Source organism: Fibrobacter sp., from assembly GCA_024399065.1.
GTDB lineage: Bacteria > Fibrobacterota > Fibrobacteria > Fibrobacterales > Fibrobacteraceae > Fibrobacter.
This window is the reverse complement of the sequence record JAKSIB010000010.1, coordinates 44,078-61,066: the sequence shown is the minus strand read 5'-3', so window position 1 is coordinate 61,066 and position 16,989 is coordinate 44,078. Positions and strand designations below refer to the sequence as shown.

General features: G+C 49.5%; 18 protein-coding genes. 13 read left to right on the top strand and 5 right to left on the bottom strand.

The window, feature by feature from the left end:
* Positions 1 to 49: 49 nt before the first annotated feature.
* The 5 genes from argH to MJZ25_06775 are packed head-to-tail and all read right to left on the bottom strand — an operon-like array spanning position 50 to position 4,496.
* On the bottom strand, positions 50 to 1,540 hold the full coding sequence (gene argH, locus MJZ25_06795) for an argininosuccinate lyase (protein ID MCQ2123878.1): 1,491 nt from the start codon (positions 1,538 to 1,540) through the stop codon (positions 50 to 52).
* A 14-nt stretch (positions 1,541 to 1,554) separates the two neighbouring features.
* A complete protein-coding gene (locus MJZ25_06790) occupies positions 1,555 to 1,929 on the bottom strand; it encodes a hypothetical protein (protein ID MCQ2123877.1) in 375 nt (124 codons plus the stop codon).
* A 10-nt stretch (positions 1,930 to 1,939) separates the two neighbouring features.
* Positions 1,940 to 2,719: a 1-acyl-sn-glycerol-3-phosphate acyltransferase gene (locus tag MJZ25_06785; GenBank protein ID MCQ2123876.1), complete on the bottom strand. Its 780-nt coding sequence runs from the start codon at positions 2,717 to 2,719 to the stop codon at positions 1,940 to 1,942.
* Positions 2,716 to 3,384, bottom strand: a complete 669-nt coding sequence (locus MJZ25_06780; GenBank protein ID MCQ2123875.1) for a beta-ketoacyl synthase chain length factor — start codon at positions 3,382 to 3,384, stop codon at positions 2,716 to 2,718. Before MJZ25_06780 ends, MJZ25_06785 begins: the two co-directional genes overlap by 4 nt.
* Before the next feature lie 20 nt (positions 3,385 to 3,404).
* Positions 3,405 to 4,496: a class I SAM-dependent methyltransferase gene (locus MJZ25_06775; protein MCQ2123874.1), complete on the bottom strand. Its 1,092-nt coding sequence runs from the start codon at positions 4,494 to 4,496 to the stop codon at positions 3,405 to 3,407.
* 131 nt (positions 4,497 to 4,627) lie between these two features.
* Between MJZ25_06775 and MJZ25_06770 the strand changes: the two genes are divergently transcribed.
* Genes MJZ25_06770 through MJZ25_06710 form a run of 13 tightly spaced genes read left to right on the top strand, consistent with a single transcriptional unit; the run spans position 4,628 to position 16,965 of the window.
* On the top strand, positions 4,628 to 4,900 hold the full coding sequence (locus MJZ25_06770) for a phosphopantetheine-binding protein (GenBank protein MCQ2123873.1): 273 nt from the start codon (positions 4,628 to 4,630) through the stop codon (positions 4,898 to 4,900).
* Between the two features lie 23 nt (positions 4,901 to 4,923).
* On the top strand, positions 4,924 to 5,181 hold the full coding sequence (locus MJZ25_06765; GenBank protein ID MCQ2123872.1) for an acyl carrier protein: 258 nt from the start codon (positions 4,924 to 4,926) through the stop codon (positions 5,179 to 5,181).
* A gap of 7 nt (positions 5,182 to 5,188) precedes the next feature.
* Positions 5,189 to 7,525 (top strand): AMP-binding protein, encoded by a 2,337-nt coding sequence (locus MJZ25_06760; protein ID MCQ2123871.1) that lies wholly within the window; start codon positions 5,189 to 5,191, stop codon positions 7,523 to 7,525.
* Positions 7,526 to 7,561: 36 nt separating this feature from the next.
* Positions 7,562 to 8,308 (top strand): glycosyltransferase family 2 protein, encoded by a 747-nt coding sequence (locus MJZ25_06755; GenBank protein ID MCQ2123870.1) that lies wholly within the window; start codon positions 7,562 to 7,564, stop codon positions 8,306 to 8,308.
* Positions 8,309 to 8,311: 3 nt separating this feature from the next.
* Entirely contained in the window at positions 8,312 to 9,307 is a 996-nt protein-coding gene (locus tag MJZ25_06750; protein MCQ2123869.1) for a lipid A biosynthesis acyltransferase, read from the top strand.
* 13 nt (positions 9,308 to 9,320) lie between these two features.
* Positions 9,321 to 9,773: an acyl-CoA thioesterase gene (locus tag MJZ25_06745; protein MCQ2123868.1), complete on the top strand. Its 453-nt coding sequence runs from the start codon at positions 9,321 to 9,323 to the stop codon at positions 9,771 to 9,773.
* Positions 9,766 to 10,365 carry an outer membrane lipoprotein carrier protein LolA gene (locus MJZ25_06740; GenBank protein ID MCQ2123867.1) on the top strand — a complete coding sequence of 200 codons (600 nt, stop codon included), beginning with the start codon at positions 9,766 to 9,768 and terminating at the stop codon, positions 10,363 to 10,365. The genes MJZ25_06745 and MJZ25_06740 overlap by 8 nt, the downstream gene beginning before the upstream one ends.
* Positions 10,340 to 12,658, top strand: coding sequence for an MMPL family transporter (locus MJZ25_06735; GenBank protein MCQ2123866.1), 2,319 nt, complete (start codon positions 10,340 to 10,342; stop codon positions 12,656 to 12,658). The genes MJZ25_06740 and MJZ25_06735 overlap by 26 nt, the downstream gene beginning before the upstream one ends.
* Before the next feature lie 18 nt (positions 12,659 to 12,676).
* Positions 12,677 to 13,285, top strand: coding sequence for a DUF3261 domain-containing protein (locus tag MJZ25_06730; GenBank protein MCQ2123865.1), 609 nt, complete (start codon positions 12,677 to 12,679; stop codon positions 13,283 to 13,285).
* The gene (locus tag MJZ25_06725) at positions 13,285 to 14,484 is read left to right on the top strand and encodes a beta-ketoacyl synthase (protein MCQ2123864.1); all 1,200 of its coding nucleotides are present in this window, start codon (positions 13,285 to 13,287) and stop codon (positions 14,482 to 14,484) included. Before MJZ25_06730 ends, MJZ25_06725 begins: the two co-directional genes overlap by 1 nt.
* A gap of 1 nt (position 14,485) precedes the next feature.
* A complete protein-coding gene (locus tag MJZ25_06720; GenBank protein MCQ2123863.1) occupies positions 14,486 to 14,971 on the top strand; it encodes a thioester dehydrase in 486 nt (161 codons plus the stop codon).
* A gap of 45 nt (positions 14,972 to 15,016) precedes the next feature.
* The gene (fabG, locus tag MJZ25_06715; protein ID MCQ2123862.1) at positions 15,017 to 15,739 is read left to right on the top strand and encodes a 3-oxoacyl-ACP reductase FabG; all 723 of its coding nucleotides are present in this window, start codon (positions 15,017 to 15,019) and stop codon (positions 15,737 to 15,739) included.
* On the top strand, positions 15,736 to 16,965 hold the full coding sequence (locus MJZ25_06710; protein MCQ2123861.1) for a beta-ketoacyl-ACP synthase: 1,230 nt from the start codon (positions 15,736 to 15,738) through the stop codon (positions 16,963 to 16,965). The genes fabG and MJZ25_06710 overlap by 4 nt, the downstream gene beginning before the upstream one ends.
* Positions 16,966 to 16,989 lie beyond the last annotated feature (24 nt).

Sequence of the window (16,989 nt, the reverse complement as noted above, 5' to 3'; positions counted from 1 at the left end):
CATTGCGAGGCCCAAAGGGCCGTGGCAATCTAAGCATCCTCTATAGAAGTTACTTCTTAACGACCTTGAACTTTTTCAAGAGAGCTTCGGCCTTACCGAACTGTTGCTTTACAGACTTAGGACCGGTACCGCCTTCGATGTTACGGCGACCAACGCTGTATTCGAAAGTCAGGGTCTTCTTCATCTTCTGCACATCGGGAACGCCGGCGGCTGCCCAAGCTTCGTCGGACAGGTCGGTGAATTCCTTACCGCTGCGAGCGGCTTCGCCAACCAGGCTACCCACAACGTGGTGAGCATCGCGGAAGGGAACGCCAGCTTCCACCAGAAGGTCGGCCAGGTCAGTTGCCAACAGGGCCGGCAACATCTTTGCTTCCATCTTGTCAAAGTTGAAACGTGCAGTTTCCAGAGCTTCCTTCATGACGCGGAGGATGACCTTCACGTTGTGAACGCTGTCGAATACCGGTTCCTTGTCTTCCTGCAGGTCGCGGCTGTAGGAGAGGGGAGCGCCCTTCACCAAAGTGTACATAGCGCTGAAGTTACCCAGCATACGGCCAGACTTGCCGCGGATGAGTTCCATGGAGTCCGGGTTCTTCTTCTGGGGCATCATGGAGGAACCGCTGCTGAAGGCATCGTGCAAGGTGAGGAATCCGAATTCGCTGGTGCTCCAGTTCACGAAATCTTCGGCGTAACGGCTCATGGTGTTTGCGATGATGGCGAGGTCGGCGTTGAATTCCAGCATCATGTCGCGGTGGCTCACGGCGTCGATGGAGTTGGGGCTCACGTCCTTGAAGCCGAGTTCTGCAGCAACCAGGGCGCGCTGGTAGGGGAATGCAGAACCAGCCATAGCGCCGCTACCAAGAGGCAGCTGAGAGTGGAGTTCCAGGAAGTTGTCCAGACGCTTCACGTCGCGGCTCACTGCGAAGAACATGCTCATGAGGTAGTGGCTGAAGTAGATGGGCTGTGCCTGCTGCAGGTGGGTGTAGCCCGGCATCAGCTTGCCGAAGTACTTCTTGGAAAGGTCCAGGACCACTTCCATCAATTCAATTTCAAGAGCGCGGATTTCTGCTGCGCGGTGACGCATGTAAAGCTTGAAGTCGGTGCAGACCTGGTCATTGCGGCTACGGCCTGTGTGGATCTTCTTGCCCAAAGCGCCGATGCGTTCGGTAAGCACGCGTTCTACGGCCATGTGGATGTCTTCGTCGGAAGGCTGCCACAGGTTCTTGCCTGCATGGTAATCGTCGAGAATGGTCTTGAGACCGTCGCAAATCTTCTTGTATTCTGCCTTGGTCAAGACGCCGGATTCTACCAGGCCCTTGCCGTGACCGATGCTGCCTTCGATATCTTCTTCGATGAGTTCAGAGTCGAAGTGAAGGCTGAAGGAGAGGTCCACCATGGACTGAGCCATACCGCTAGCGAAACGGCCGGTCCACATGTTGGTCTGGGTACCGGACTTGCCGGCGGATTTCTTTTCAGCCTTTGCGGCGGGAACGGTCTTGCTAGCCTTAGCTGCAGCCTTAACGGTCTTGGTATTCTTGGACATATTAACCTCAAAAATTACTTGGCTCTATTCTTTTCGTTAGCGTGAATGTTCATGCATTTTTCCAAAGTGGTTCTCATCTGCTTACCCTTGATCATGCAGGCGGTCTTGACTTCTTCGCCCTTTACAAACTTGGTCTTGGCAAGCATCTCGTTGTTTGAGTAGAAATTGAACTGACCGTGTCTGCGACCTGCATGGCAGCGACCATCAACATGGATTTTCATGCCGTAGTCATCCACGAAATCCCACTTAGCGTTCTTCATATGAAGACCTTCGCAGACGAAAGGCTGACTCATTTGTTCTACGGTTTGGTGGTTGCTGTAGCTACCTCCGCAAGCAGAGAAAAAAGCTGCAACGCTAGAGATGGCGATAAGAATAAAAGTCTTTTTCATGCTATTCAATTTAACTATTTAGATGCTTTTGTTCAAGGACGTTTTTCATTGCGTCTGTCAATAGAATTGCACTTTTTGATGCGGGCATGTTCAAGTACTCCGCTACGGAAATCTGGGGGAGTACCTCCAACTCGTATATGTACGGATTCGTGGGATTATGGGATAGCATCTTGTCGTACTTTCTAAGACCAATTTTTTCGTTGCCACCAAAATAAACCGGCACCACGTCGCTCTTGGTGTAGATGGCAAAACGTGCGGCACCTTTCTTGAAATGCCATGGCTCTCCAGTTCTTGAACGAGTTCCCTCGGGGAAGATGATCAAGTTGTTGCCCTCGGCCATGGATTTTGCTGCCATCTCCAACTGTTCCTCAAAGGGCAACGTATTGGGTATGTACAGGTTTCGTATGATTGCTGAGATAAACTTATTGTCAATTAAGGCTCCCTTGACGATGCAGTCTGCATTGGGCACAAGGGAAATCAAAATCACCACATCCAAAAGGGATGGATGGTTTGCGATGATGACCTTGGACTTGGCTCCTTTTAAAAGATCTCGTTCCTGGACGGAAACCTTGATTGTCCCAACGAACTCCATGTACTTGACAAAAACCACAAAGGATCTTGAAATAAACTTTCGGGTAATGCGGCGGAAGCGAACTGCTGAAAAACCGGAAATCAAGTGAAGGACTGGAAAAATCGTCGAACCAAGAATGAAACTTCCTATGCCAAAAACAGCAAAGGAACTGAGTTTGCCGACGATTCTCCAAATATACTTGATTTTTGCGAAAATCATAACTCGAGAACGGACATGATAAATGCCAGGGCCTGGTCGGAAGCGGTGTTGAAATTAGCTTGCAAAAACTTGAGGTTTTGCAAAGCTAGGTTCAAATCGAAATCCTTGTAGCGCTTGTCTGCCTTGGATTCGTCCTTGGTAAGGCGAAGGGCTACGGCGCAGACTACGTTGGGGTAGGGAACTCCAGCGATGGGTGCGTACTTTTCTGGAATGAGTTCTTCGGCAAAAATAAAACTGCGATCTTCGGCGGACTCGATTTCCATGGCGGCGAGACAATCGGCAAGACCGTCGGAAAAAGCGTTCTTGCCACCGTAAACAGCGGAGTATCCGGCGGTATTCTTTTCGAGAATTGTTGCGTTTGCCACCGGGGTGTTGAATACAGACGAACTAAAATGGGATGGAGAAACCTTGCCTGTGTCAATCAGAATTTCTGCAATCTTCAGCTGTTGCGTAATTTCGCCATACTGGGATGCAAATGTAATTTTGCAGGGGGGAAGGACGTTGCCGTTTTCGTCCTTGGAAATCTTTTCGCTAGTGTAGACCACCATACGGGACAGGTTGCTTAGACGTCTGCGGGTAAGCATGGGTACGAAGGAAACGTCCGGCTTGGGCATCGCCTCGGTTGGCACGAAACTTGCGAATCGTTCTATATAAACTTTTTCCATAAACTGCGATGGGGCTGTTCTTACTTTGTGCGGAAACGCAGCAGGGAGTAGCTGTTGATGCCTACATTGTGGTGGGCTTCCTTCAGCTCGAAGCCTGCAATTTCGATTGCCTTCTTCAGTTCTTCGAAACGGTACATCTTGCTGTTACCGTTGGCAATGCAGGTAAAGTACAAAGAGGTTGCCTGCAGGGAGTAGGCGGCGGCTTCGAAACGTTGCTTGTCCCACAGGGGTTCAAGAACGTACACGTCGGTTTCGGGGGAGGCTGCAGTACGGATCTTGGTCAAAATTTTTGTGATTTCTTCCAGGGAGAAGCAGTCCAGGAACTGGCTCATCCAAACAGCGTTGGCTCCTTCCGGGAAACTGGTGGTTTCGTCTAGCACATTGCAGGGAATAGTGTCGATGCGATCTGCGAAACCGGCAGCGGCAGCGTTCTTTTCGGCAACGGCAGTCTGGCCCGGCAGGTCGATGATGGAAACCTTTACGTTGGGATTGTACTTGCAGCAGGCGATGGCCCACTTTGCAGTGTTGCCGCCAATGTCAAAGAGGCGACCTACGGACTTTTCGAAAACGATAGGCAGTGCTTCGGGGAAGGCCAGGTCGGAATAGAAATGGTCAAAGCCGAACCAGCTCTTCTTCTGCTGGTCGGTAAGCTGGGACAATCCTTGGTAAACGGTTTTCCAGTTGCCCAGATGGGGGAGACCGGCGGGCTTTCCTTCGCGGATGGATTCTTCGAGGTTCTCGGCACCGCGGTAGCAGATGTCCTGGGAAAAGTCCATGTTCACCTGGGTCATTTCGTCTTTCAGAAGGAAGAAGCCTACCTTGCCGAGAGTCAGGCGGAGGTCGTCTTCGGCAGAATCCGGATGAACCTTAAGGGCGCCCATGCCAAGACCCATTTCAGTAAGGACGCCTACGCCGTACAGGGAAATATTCAACTTCTTGGAAATTTCGGAGATGGTGATGCCCTTTTTGCGGGATTCGCTGATCAGTTCAAGAATGCCCATGTCGCGAAGAGCGCGGGCTGCCTGAAAACTGAGGGGGGCGAAGGCTATCTTCTGGGCTTCGAATTTGGCGTCAATAGCGGAAATATTGTCGTTGATATAAAAGTCGAACATGAAAGACTCTGGTTAAATTTTGGTGAAAATATAGTTTTTTATATCCGTCCAAAACGCAAGAATTTAGGGGTTCCTTTACAATAAAGGGAGATTTTGTTATTTTTTTGTAAAACAGTTTGTAAAGGTATATAATGTCCGATTTGAATAACAAGATTAAAGAACTTTTGATTAAGTCTTTGGAACTGGAAGATATCACCCCCGCTGATATCATTGATGATGCACCTATTTTCGGTACAAATGCTCAGGGTGAAGGTCTGGGTCTCGATTCCATCGACGCACTGGAACTTGGCATTGCCATCAAGGATGCCTTTGGCGTATCCTTTGCCGTGCAGAACGAAGAAACCAAGAAACATTTTGCCTCTGTAAGCGCCCTCGCTGCCTACGTTGCCGCTAATCAAAAGTAAATCGGGTTATTTGGAACATTACCATGGATAAACAGCAAATTTTTGAAAAGATGAAGTCTGCCTTGGTGGAAGACTTCGAAATGGACGAAGCCAAGATCACCCCCGAAGCCCGTCTTTACGAAGATCTGGAACTGGATAGCATTGACGCTGTCGACTTGATTGTGAAGCTGAAGTCTATTCTTCCCCGTAACATCGATCCTGAGGTTTTCAAGACCGTCCGCACCATGCAGGACGTGGTAGATGCTATCTACAACCTCATCCAGGATTCGGAAGCTAAGTAAGAGTCCTATGGCGGGAAAGGTTTTCTTTACCGCGCTGAGCGTACTTTATCCGGTTCTTGTATATTGTGGTCTCACCATGTGGGACCTTTCGCCTAGGCGCCTGAGCATTTTGCTTTTGGCGCTTGCTTTTTATCAGTTCCTGAATTTCACTCGCTCCAAGAATGCCGACGGTGGCAAGGCCAAGAATGGAATCCTGGTCCTTTTGATGTTGGTCTGCGGAACGGTGGCGCTCTTCGCGGACAGTTTGCTGTTCCTCAAGTTCTACCCGGTCCTTGTAAACTTGAGCCTGCTTCTGTTCTTTGGCGTTACCCTCTGGAAAAAGCCCAGTTTTGTTTTTCGCATGGCAAACCTTGGGGACAAAAGCATTAAAAATTCCCCCAGCCGTAACTACGTGGAAAATTACTGCGACAAGGTGACTTTTTGTTGGTGCATTTTCTTTGTTGCAAACGCAAGTGTTGCTGCCCTCACTGTGTTCGTGGGTTCCGACAGGCTTTGGTCCTTGTACAACGGGCTAATTTCCTACATTTTAATCGGATTATTTTTTGCAATTGAGTTTGTGGTTCGAAAAGTGATGCAGAGAAAGTTACAGTCCTATGTTCCCGTAAGCGAGTTGGAAGTGAACTCCCGCCCCGAAGGTGCGAAGTTCTGCTTCGATGACTCCTCGGTTACAACGTGGAAGGATTTTGTCTCTGACGTATCCAAGGTTCGAATCTTCTTGGAATCCCAGGAGAACATTCCCTGGATTCTTCACTGCGACGATGTCTACTACTTTTTAGTGGCCTTGGTGGCTATGCTCCAGAGCTGTCGTAAGGCCTTGGTTTCTGCCAACCGCCAGGACGCCTTTATCAAGGAAATCCAGAAAGAAAACTGCGGGTTCATTACCGACGAGCCTTTTGCGCCTGGTGGTGCCACCATGATCCAGGACTTGCTTAAACAGGAAACTAACGAAATACGATTTGGCAAGTTTGATATGGACAAGGCCGAGATGGTGGTGTACACTTCCGGTACCACAGGCAAGCCCAAGGCTGTTTTCAAGATGTTCTCCCAGCTGGAAAAAGAAGTTGAACAGCAGGTGAAGTATTTTGGCGACCAGTGGATGAGTCGTGAAATTTACAGTACCGTGAATCATCACCACATGTTTGGCCTGCCCTTTGCGGTGATTTTCCCGCTGGCTGCAGGCATTCCTTTCCGCAGGCGTCGGTTTGATTTCCCCACGGAATTGACAAAGCTTACTGACGCGCAGGCTGTAGTCGTTTCTAGCCCAGCGTTTTTGAAGCGTCTGGTGGTGGATCTGGAAAAGCCCCTTGATTTCAAGACTGTGCCCGTGATCCTTTCTGCGGGCGGCGTTCTGCCCGAAGATGTGGCCCAGAAGACTCATGAACTGACCGGATGCTGGACTACCGAAATCTACGGAAGCTCAGAAACAGGAATTATTGCCCATAGGCAAAGCGGCTCCGGTAACCTGTGGACTCCTTTTGAATTTTGCAAGATGAGTCTTGCTGAAAATGGCTGCCTCAACATCAAGTCCGCTGCGGTCTTGGAACCCGAAGGTTTTACCTCCGGCGACCTGGCGGAACTTCAGGCCGACGGGAGCTTTGTGCTGAAGGGCCGTGCTGATTCCATCGTAAAAATTGAGGAAAAGAGAATTTCCTTGCCCGAAGTGGAAATACGTCTCAAGTCTACTGGCCTTGTACACGATGTCCGTGTTGTGCCTATGGTAAGCAAGCGCCAGTTCCTTGCTGCAGCTATCGTGCTGAACGAAGCCGGCCGTGAAAAATTTGCCAACTGTGCAAAACTTAAAATCAACGAATTCTTTAGGAATTACCTGTGTCAGTATCTGGAAAATACGGTAACGCCCAAGAAGTGGCGCTACCTGGAGGAACTGCCCCAGGACCTTATGGGAAAAATCAAGATGAGCGATATCCAGGACCTCTTTAGCCTGCCTGAAAGCCCCAACTTCAAGATTCTGAAAATGCAGAGGGACGTAAGCTCCTTTAGAGCGAAGCTTTTGTTCCCCATCACCAGCGATTTCTACGATGGTCATTTCCCGGAATTCAAGCTGTTGCCCGCCGTGGTCCAGGTGAACATGGTCTTGTTGCTGGCCCGTACCTTCTTGAAGGTTCCTTCAGAAATCGTAAAGATCAACCGCACCAAGTTTACCAGCCCCATTTTCCCGGATACCCCTGTGGAACTCCAGTTGAACTACGATGAGGAAAAGGGTAAACTGACCTTCAGCTTTGTGGATGAAACAGGAACGAAGTCCCTTTCTTCCGGTTCCATTCTTATGAAGCTTGTAGATGATTCCGCCTCCAACATGTCATCCCGGGCGCTTGTCCTCGCTTGACGGGGATGACCCGGGATCCCCCTGATTATGGAAAAAATGTCTGAACAAAAGTTTTGTGCTGTAGTCCCTGTGTATCGTCACGAGGCTGCTTCCCGCCATGTAGCTGAGGCCCTTTCCAAGGAAGGCCTGGCTGTGATTTTGGTGGACGACGGCAATGCACCCGAAGGCCATGCCATTCTGGAAACCATCGCTAAGGAAGTTCCGAACACCTACTTGGTCACTCACGAAGTGAACAAAGGAAAGGGCGGTGCTGTAGTGTCCGGCTTGGTTGAAGCTGCCCGCCTGGGTTTTACCCACGCCTTGCAAATCGATGCCGACGGCCAGCACGATGTAAACGCCATTCCCTTCTTTATCAAGGCTTCCAAAAAGCACCCCCAGAATCTGATTTCTGCTTTCCCGCAGTACGATGGTACCGTGCCCAAGGCTCGTGAACAGGGGCGCAAGATTACCAATTTCTGGGTTTGCGTCGAAACGTTGTCCATGTCCATTCCCGACACCATGTGCGGCTGCCGAGTCTATCCATTGGACAAGGTAGTTCCCATCGCAAAGAAGATGACCAATTTGCGCATGGGTTTTGATATCGAAATTATGGTCCGCATGTCTTGGGCGGGAATCAAGATGAATTTCTATCCGATTCACGTGACCTATCCGGAAGACGGCGTTTCCAATTTCCGAGCCCTGCACGATAACATTGCCATTTCTGCAACCCACACCAAGTTGTGCTTTGGCATGATTATCCGTAGCCCGATGCTTATTGCCCGCAAGTTGTTCAAGAAGAAGTAGGGAATGATCGAAACGTCTGAAAAGCAGAGTGAAACTTCGACAAAGGACGAACACTGGTCCGAAGTGAAGGAAGTGGGCGGAAGCCTTTGGCATTTCCGTTTCATGCTTTGGATTGTGTGCCACCTGCCTTTATTCCTGGTGGAAATCCTTACGGCGTTGATTTGCTTTTTCTTCTGGATCGGGGCAATGCCTGTGCGCAAACGTTCCCGTGTCTACCTGGATCATTTGGCGAAAGTTCAGCAGAAGCGTCCGGATTTTTTGGGAACCTACAAGCATATTCTCTCCTTTGCCCTTTCCATGATGGAAAAACTCCGCGGCTTCCGCGGCTCCATCAAGTTGAATCAGCTGGAAACCCAGAACGATGATTTGGACATGCTGGTGAACCAGCTTGAAAATGGGGAAGGTGCATTCCTCCTTTGTTCTCACTTGGGCAATATGGAAATGCTACGCTCCCTGACGGGCTATGGTGAAAGACATACCAAGAATGATTTCAAGGTTTTCCCGGTGGTGGATTTCTCGGGCACTTCCAAGTTCAATGCCTTGCTTCGTGAACTGAACCCGGAATTGATGGACCAGGTGGTGGACGCCAATTCCATCGGTGTGGATTCTGCTGTATGGATGAAGGAGCGTATTGCCGAAGGTAATCTTGTGGTGATCGCTGGCGATAGAACTTCTGCCAATTCCAGAAATAGAAACGTGGAAACGGAATTTCTGGGCGAAACTGCAAGCTTCCCAGAAGGTTCCTTTACGCTGGCTGGGGTGCTAAACGCTCCCATCTATTTCGTATTTGCCATCCGCAAGAAGGATTTCGACATTCAGTCTCCTTACGAAATGCATGTGGTCCGCGCCAAGACCGATTTAAGCGGCCCTCGCAAGGAGCGTCCTGCAAAGATCAAGATGTTGCTGCAGGAATACACAGGTTTATTGGAAAAGCATTGCCTCAGGCATCCGTACCAGTGGTATAATTTCTACAATTTTTGGGAAAAGTCCGTAGACTAGTTGAGCTAAGATTATGATTAAGGAATGTGTCGAGTTTCAGGTCGAGTTTTATGATGTAGATTCCATGCAGGTTGCCTGGCACGGAAATTACGTAAAGTACATGGAGGTGGCTCGCTGTGCTTTGCTCCGAAAGATTGGCTACGACTATAACGAAATGACCAAGAGCGGTTACGTGTGGCCTGTGGTGGACATGCACGTCAAGTATTTGCGTCCCATGTTCTTTATGCAGAAGGTCCGCTGTGAAGTGACTTTGCAGGAATACGAAATTTGCTTGAAACTTTCCTACAAGTTTACCGATGCCGCCACAGGTCAGTTGCTGACCAAGGCCGAAAGCACCCAGATGGCTGTGGACTTGAAGACCAAGGAATCCCAGGTGGGAAGCCCCATGTGTTTTGTGGAAAAGGTCCGTGAATGCGAGGCCCGTGAAAAAGAAACCTCCGAAAGCAACGGCCGCGAAAATGCTTAAGAGAATTTGCGTCATTCTTTTGGTGAGCTTGTTCGCCACAGTGGGCTTCGCTGCACCAAATGCGGCTCCTGTTAATGCTGGCTCCAAGGCAGAACTGGTCAAAGCCATGTCCGCCATGACCGCACATAAGGTGACCCAGGGAAATTTCAAGCAGATCAAGACCATCAAGAAACTGAACCGCGAATTTGTCTCTACAGGCACCTTCAAGATTACTAACGGCGAAGGCATCTTGTGGAACGTTGAAAAACCGTTCCCCAGCAAATTGACCATTTCCGGCGACAAGATGATCCAGGAATCCGCTAACGGAAAGAAGATGGAAATGGCAGCCAAGGACAATGCCGTTTTTGCCGAATTTTCCAAGACCATCCAGTCTGTTTTTTCGGGCAAGGTGGATGAACTTGAAATGCATTTTGACGTGACCTTCAAAAAGTCAGGCAAGTCCTATATGGTGAATCTTGTTCCTAAGGAAGATGCGGTTCGTGCTGTGATTGCTAGCATGGTGCTGGAAGCTTCCGCCGAATTGGACAAGGTTACCTTGATGGATGGGGAAGGCAATTCCACGGTTTATGAATTCAGTAATCACAGCCATTAAGCGCAAGCCCATCTGCATCGGGATTTGGGTGGCTCTCCATGCCATCCTTTTGGTGCTTGGTTTGTTGTGCCCTTGGAATGTGGAAACGGACCTTTATTCAGTCTTGCCGGATTCCAGCGAATTCAAAAATGTGAGTGAAGCGGAAAAGGCCCTGAGCGCCCGCTCCATGCGAAACATTTCTGTGCTGTTTGGTCACGAAAATTTTGAAGTGGCAAAGAATGCCGCGATTGTTCTCGATGGCGCATTTGTCAATGACGCTGGCTTTGAAGAAACCCGCCTTCATGTAGATGCAAACGCCATGAAGGAAATGAAAAATTTCCTTTTTGAACATCGTTATGTGTTGCAGAGCCCCTTTGTTCGGGAGGCCTTGAAGAAAGGCGATCTCCAAAGTTTGCAAAACGCCGCAGACCAGAAAATTTACGGTGTTTTCAGCATGGCCGACTTAAGCAAACTGGATGAAGATCCCCTTTTGCTGGGCGAGCAGAGCTTTGACTACTTCACATTGGAATCGCCCTTGATGAGCGGCAAGTTTTCTCTCCGTGATGGAGTTCTTGCGGCTACAGATTCCAATGTAACGTATGTGATGTGGAGTGCCGTGATTTCCAATAGCACTTCCGCCATGGCAAACGATGAACATGTGCTGGGCCGCCTGTATAAAACTTTGGATTCCCTCAGCTCGGCTGTACCCGGGCTGAAAATTGCAAAGTCCGGAGTCCCCTTCCATAGCTACGAAAGTTCCAAAAATGCACAAAGCGAAATTGCTTGGATTTCCGGGATTTCCATGGTGTTGATTTTGATCTTGCTGCTGTCGGTATATCGCTCTCCTTTGCCCATCCTTTGTACTATCGGATCTATTGGTGTTGCTGCCGCTGCTGCCTTGGCTACGACTTGGCTTCTTTTTGGAAGCATCCATATCTTCACCTTCGTCTTTGGAACCAGTGTCATTGGCGTAAGCATTGACTATGCCATCCATTTCTTTACGGATTGGAAAAAGGGCGGTTCCGGCTTTGATGTTCGAAGCCATATATTGAAGGGGCTTATTCTTGGTTTCATGACGACGGAGCTGAGCTATATAGCCTTGACTTTTGCGGACTTCCCGTTGCTCAAACAAATGGCTGTGTTCTCCTTGGCGGGCCTCGCCAGCTCCTTTACCACCATCCTTCTTTTGTTCCCCTGTCTGCCAGTAAATAAGGGTGGGGTGAAGCTCCCCACAATTGTTCCGGAGAAATTCATTTCATTGTACAATGTATTTGCGAAGGGGACTGGAGCCAAGTTGCAAAACATTGTCATCGTGTTTTTCGTTGTTGCCCTCCTGCCTGGCCTTTACTTGTTGAATGTGCAAACTGATATGCGCACCATGTATACCATGAGTGACGAATTGAAGGCTTCTGAAATGCTTAGCGCAAGGCTGAACAACCTGGGCATTTCTGCAAACTACTTTATTGTGGAAGGAGAATCTGCCGAGGATGTCTTGCAACGGGAAGAATCCCTTTGTGAACGTCTGGACGCTTCAAAGAATGATTCCCTGATCAAGAATTATCTTGCCGCAAGTTCTTTCCTGCCTTCCATCAAAACTCAAAGGGAAACATTCGAAGGCATCGCTGCGGTAACGAAGGACAGTACGTTGTTTGCGAAGGATAGCTCCTTAAAAACGCCGGAATTTCTGACTGTCGAAAATGAATATCCCCAGTCCTTCAAGTCGCTATTGAACATGCTTTGGATTGGTGAAGTGAACGGCAAGTTCTACAGCGCCGTTCTGCCCTTACACGCTTCCAAGAATTTTGACATTGCGAATGTAGCCGGCGGTATGGATCAGGTGTACGCCGTCAATAAGATGGGAAACATCAACGACACGCTGACTAATCTTTCCCGAGTTGCGTTGTTTCTGGTGGCCGTCGCCTATGCAATTGTCTTTGTGATTCTTGTTTGCGTGTATCGGTTCCGCGAGGCAGTCCGTGTGATTCGCGCTCCGGTCATTGCATGCCTATTCCTGGCTTCTGTCTTTGGCTATGCAGGAATTCCATTTAACTTTTTTGCCATCGTGGGCATTATCCTTACTCTTGGAATCGGCATTGACTATGCGTTATTCTTTAAGGAAGGCGGACGCAATAATTTGACCACGGCTTTGGCGGTAATGCTTTCTGCGGCAACCACGGTAATCTCCTTTGGTAGCCTTTCCTTCAGTAGTTTTACTCCTGTGGCCACTTTTGGCCTGGCAACCCTTTTGGGAATTCTTTGTTGCTTTGCTTTATCGCCCCTTTCTGCGTTGCCCTCGAAAAAAGGTAGCCCATAGTTTTCTACCTTTTGATTCGTGAAGTATCGCTCCCTGAAATCATTCTTTACCTTACTTGCTTGCCTTGGGGTAAGCATGTTTATGGCAGCGTGCCATAAGTCCTTGGTAAAGCCCGGTTCAGCTCCGGTGTTCTATTCGGATACTCACTCTATTGCTCTTTTGCCTACGAGCGCCATGAAGACCCCCATGGATATGCCCCAGCATCTGGAAGGGACGTTTATTAAGGAAGATGGTTCCGAAACCAGTTTTGATGGGGATACCTGGGTACGAGCCAATGATTCCATTTTGTCGGTTTTCTTGTTTGGCGGATTTGGAACCACCCTTGCGGAACTGACCTACGTGGGGGACAGTGTGTCCTTTGAAAGTTCTGTAATGGATGTGAACAAGATGAAGGCCGAGTACGTACTGGCGGATTTTCAGATTTGCTTTTACCCCTTTGACGCCTTGAAGGAAAATTTTGAACGCTCCGGTTTTGAATTTAGCGAAGAACTGAACGTGAATGGTTTTGTCAGAACCCTTTCTGAAAATGGAAAGACCATTTTGAAGGTGGAAAAGAAAGGTTCCGAAATCAACCTGGTCAATGAACTACGACGCTACAAGTATCACATCACGTTAGGATCCAATTGATGAAACGACCTTTGTACATAAACGACTTTGGCTTCCATTGCATTTTAGGTGGCGACAAGAATACTGTTCTTGAAAAGCTAGCCCACGGAGAACGTGGGGAGTTTAGCCTGCTGGATGTGGATGGCGTGATGCGCCCTGCGGCAATCATTGATATGAACACTTTGCCCAAGGTGGAAAATCCCAAGTTTGACTATCGCATTAATCGCTTGAGCAATGCTGCCCTTAATCAGATCGATGATTCTGTCCGCAAGATGGTGGATAAGTTCGGTGCAGACCGCGTTGGCATTTTCCTGGGTTCTTGCGACAATGGCTCCGAAGCTTCCCTGCAGGCCTTAAGATGTCTCAAGGAAACTGGCTCCTATCCGGAAGGTTATTCCCTTGAATTCCAGAGCGTAGAGTTTCCTGCCCAGTACGTGGCGGAACGTTATGGCATCAAGGGCATGATGGAAGTGCATTCAACGGCCTGCGCCTCCAGCGTCAGCGCCTTTGTCTCTGCCCGCAACAACCTTTATGCTGGTAACTGCGACGCTGCCATCGTAGGTGGCGTTGACATTGCCGCTCTGCCTGTGATTTTAGGCTTTGCTTCTCTGGAAGCCATGAGCGACAAACCCACCAATCCGTTTAGCGCCAACCGCTCTGGCCTTACCTTGGGTGACGCTGCAGCCTATTTCGTGATCACCCGAGAATCATGCGAAGCCCTTTGTAAGGAAGAATGCCGGGGCTTGGTGGTGGAAGGCTTTGGTGAAAGCGCCGATGCCGACCATATTACTGCGCCCCGTGCCGATGGGGAAGGTGCCTACCAGGCCATGAAGGCCGCCCTAGAAGATGCGGAACTGGAACCGTCCCAGATTGACTATGTGAACCTCCACGGAACAGGTACAAAGTTGAACGACGCCATGGAAGGCCTTGCAGTCAATCGCCTCCTAGGGGAGAACGTTCCCATCAGTTCCACCAAGGCTTTGACCGGCCACACCCTGGGCGCATCTGGCGCCCTGGAAACGGCTTTCTGCTGCCTGGCTCTCAAGAACCAGGTTTTGCCGGCCCACCTCAACGATGGCGTTGTCGATCCTGAAATACCCAAGGTTCACTTGGTTACACCTGGTGAAAAACCTGCCCGCCTCAAGCGCTGCCTCAGCAATTCCTTTGCCTTTGGCGGCTGCAATGCAAGTTTGGTGATTACCGATAGTTTGGAAAAGTAATATGGAAATTGATTTGGACCTGAACAAGAAAAGCGACCTGGAACAGCTTGTTCCCCATAAGGGGAAGATGTTCCTTTTGGATCGTGTCAAGAACTACGATCTGGAAACCATTACCATAGAAACCCAGGTGGATATAAACGAGTCCAACCTGTTCTATGACGAGAACCTGGGTGGCGTGCCGGTGTGGATTTCCTTCGAGTACATGGCTCAGAGCATTTCCCTGATGTCCGGTATTTTTGGCCGTGCCCACAATGAGGCTCCCAAGGTGGGCTTCATCATGAGTGTGTCCAGTTTCAATTCCCATGTGCCGGTATTCAAGAAGGGCGATGTGGTTACCCTCAGAGTGCACCAGACCATCCGTATGGACATGGCTGTGACGTTTGAAGGTCAGGCTTTTGTAGGAACCCCTGAAAATGGCGTTCTTGCTGCAGATGGTGTTCTAAATACAGTGGAAGTTCCTGACCCAAAACAATCCCTGGGTTTGTAGTTCTTTTCCCTGCGTTTACTTAAATAATTCTAAATTTCCGCCTATATGGAAAATCAGGTTTTAATTACAGGTGCCAGTGGTGGCATTGGACAAGCTATTGCCAAGGCTGTTGCCCAGGCTGGCTATACTGTTGTTGCTCACTATAACAAGAACGCTGCTCCGGTGGAAGCCCTTGCTGAAGAAATTCGTGCAGCTGGTGGAAGCATTCGTACCCTGCAGTTCAATATTCGTGACCGCGAACAGTGCCGTGAAGTCCTTGAAAAGGATATTGCAGAAAACGGCACCTACTATGGTATTGTCACCAACGCCGGTGTCTGCGCCGATGCCGCTTTCCCGGCCATGACCGACGAATACTGGGACAAGGTTATCGATACAAACCTGAATGGATTTTTTAATGTAGTTCATCCCCTGGTAATGCCCCTTTGCCGCAAGAAGCGCGGTCGCATCATTACCATTTCATCTGTTTCTGGTGTTATCGGTAACCGTGGCCAGGTGAACTATAGTGCTTCCAAGGCAGGCCTCATTGGTGCAACCAAGGCTTTGGCTACGGAACTTGCCAGCAGAAATATTACCGTGAACAGCATTGCACCCGGTGTCATCGAGACCGAGATGATCAAGGATGCTCCCCTGGATATGATTCTGCCTGCAATTCCCATGAAGCGCGTGGGTAAGCCCGAAGAAGTTGCCGCCACAGTCGTGTTCTTGCTGTCTGAGGGCGCTGCTTATATTACTCGTCAGGTAATTTCTGTAAATGGAGGTTTGGCATGAACCGTAGAGTCGTAGTTACAGGCGGATCCTGTATTTCCTCTCTTGGCTCAGAAATCGATGAAGTCTTTGAAAGTCTTCATTCCTTGAAGAATCGTATTGTCCGCATGAGTGACTGGGACAAGTTTACCCAGATGAACACTCGCCTTGCCGGTCCAATTCTTTACGATTTGCCTGAATATCCCCGCAAGAAAATTCGCGGTGCTGGTCGCGTAGGTGTTTTGGCCCTGGCTTCTGCCGACAAGGCAATGCAGGTTGCGGGCCTTACTGAGGATCCTGCACTTTTGAAGTCCGGTCGCGTGGGCGTGGCCTACGGCTCTTCCATGGGTAGCGTAAATCCCTTGATGGATTTCTTCTCCATGTTGAATCCGCCCTACGATTGCTCCAAGATTACCGCAACTACTTATATCCGTTCCATGCCCCAGACTTGCGCCGTGAACATCAGTGTGTTCTTTGGCATGACCGGCCGACTGATTACAACGAATACAGCCTGTACCAGCGGCAGCCTTTCCATCGGTTATGCTTATGAAGCCATTAAGTACGGCATGCAGGATGTGATGGTGGCTGGTGGTGCCGATGAACTGGATCCCACGGAATCCGCTGTGTTTGATACCTTGTTCGCAACCAGCGTCAAGAACGATACCCCGGAACTCACACCTGCCGCCTACGACAAGAACCGCGACGGCCTCGTGATTGGCGAAGGTGCCGGCACCCTGGTTCTGGAAGAATATGAACATGCCAAGGCCCGTGGCGCAAAGATTTATGCAGAACTGGTTGGCTTTGGCCACAATACCGATGGTGACCACATTACCCAGCCCAAGAAGGAAACCATGCAGGTTGCCTTGGAACTGGCCTTGAAGGATTCCGGTCTTTCTCCCGAAGCTATCGGTTACGTCAATGGTCACGGCACTGCAACCCATCATGGCGATGTTGCCGAAAGCTGGGCAACCTACAATGCCTTGCAGGGTCGCGCCGTTCCCCTGTCCAGCCTCAAGAGCTACATCGGTCATACCTTGGGCGCTTGCGGTGGCATCGAAGCATGGCTTGCCATCCACATGATGAACAAGGGCTGGTTTAGTCCGAACCTGAACTTGAAAAACGTTGATCCGGAATGTGCTCCTCTGGACTACATCACGGGCTCCGGTCGCGAAATGGATGTGGAATACATCATGTCCAACAACTTCGCCTTCGGTGGAATCAATACGTCTTTGATCTTCAAGAAAGTCTAGTTTTTCATTCAAAAGCAATGAGGT

Bases quoted from the DNA above. Each gene is read 5' to 3' on its own strand.
- argH (MCQ2123878.1), bottom strand. From the start codon at position 1,540: ATGTCCAAGAATACCAAGACCGTTAAGGCTGCAGCTAAGGCTAGCAAG.
- MJZ25_06790 (MCQ2123877.1), bottom strand. From the start codon at position 1,929: ATGAAAAAGACTTTTATTCTTATCGCCATCTCTAGCGTTGCAGCTTTT.
- MJZ25_06785 (MCQ2123876.1), bottom strand. From the start codon at position 2,719: ATGATTTTCGCAAAAATCAAGTATATTTGGAGAATCGTCGGCAAACTC.
- MJZ25_06780 (MCQ2123875.1), bottom strand. From the start codon at position 3,384: ATGGAAAAAGTTTATATAGAACGATTCGCAAGTTTCGTGCCAACCGAG.
- MJZ25_06775 (MCQ2123874.1), bottom strand. From the start codon at position 4,496: ATGTTCGACTTTTATATCAACGACAATATTTCCGCTATTGACGCCAAA.
- MJZ25_06770 (MCQ2123873.1), top strand. From the start codon at position 4,628: ATGTCCGATTTGAATAACAAGATTAAAGAACTTTTGATTAAGTCTTTG.
- MJZ25_06765 (MCQ2123872.1), top strand. From the start codon at position 4,924: ATGGATAAACAGCAAATTTTTGAAAAGATGAAGTCTGCCTTGGTGGAA.
- MJZ25_06760 (MCQ2123871.1), top strand. From the start codon at position 5,189: ATGGCGGGAAAGGTTTTCTTTACCGCGCTGAGCGTACTTTATCCGGTT.
- MJZ25_06755 (MCQ2123870.1), top strand. From the start codon at position 7,562: ATGTCTGAACAAAAGTTTTGTGCTGTAGTCCCTGTGTATCGTCACGAG.
- MJZ25_06750 (MCQ2123869.1), top strand. From the start codon at position 8,312: ATGATCGAAACGTCTGAAAAGCAGAGTGAAACTTCGACAAAGGACGAA.
- MJZ25_06745 (MCQ2123868.1), top strand. From the start codon at position 9,321: ATGATTAAGGAATGTGTCGAGTTTCAGGTCGAGTTTTATGATGTAGAT.
- MJZ25_06740 (MCQ2123867.1), top strand. From the start codon at position 9,766: ATGCTTAAGAGAATTTGCGTCATTCTTTTGGTGAGCTTGTTCGCCACA.
- MJZ25_06735 (MCQ2123866.1), top strand. From the start codon at position 10,340: ATGAATTCAGTAATCACAGCCATTAAGCGCAAGCCCATCTGCATCGGG.
- MJZ25_06725 (MCQ2123864.1), top strand. From the start codon at position 13,285: ATGAAACGACCTTTGTACATAAACGACTTTGGCTTCCATTGCATTTTA.
- MJZ25_06720 (MCQ2123863.1), top strand. From the start codon at position 14,486: ATGGAAATTGATTTGGACCTGAACAAGAAAAGCGACCTGGAACAGCTT.
- fabG (MCQ2123862.1), top strand. From the start codon at position 15,017: ATGGAAAATCAGGTTTTAATTACAGGTGCCAGTGGTGGCATTGGACAA.
- MJZ25_06710 (MCQ2123861.1), top strand. From the start codon at position 15,736: ATGAACCGTAGAGTCGTAGTTACAGGCGGATCCTGTATTTCCTCTCTT.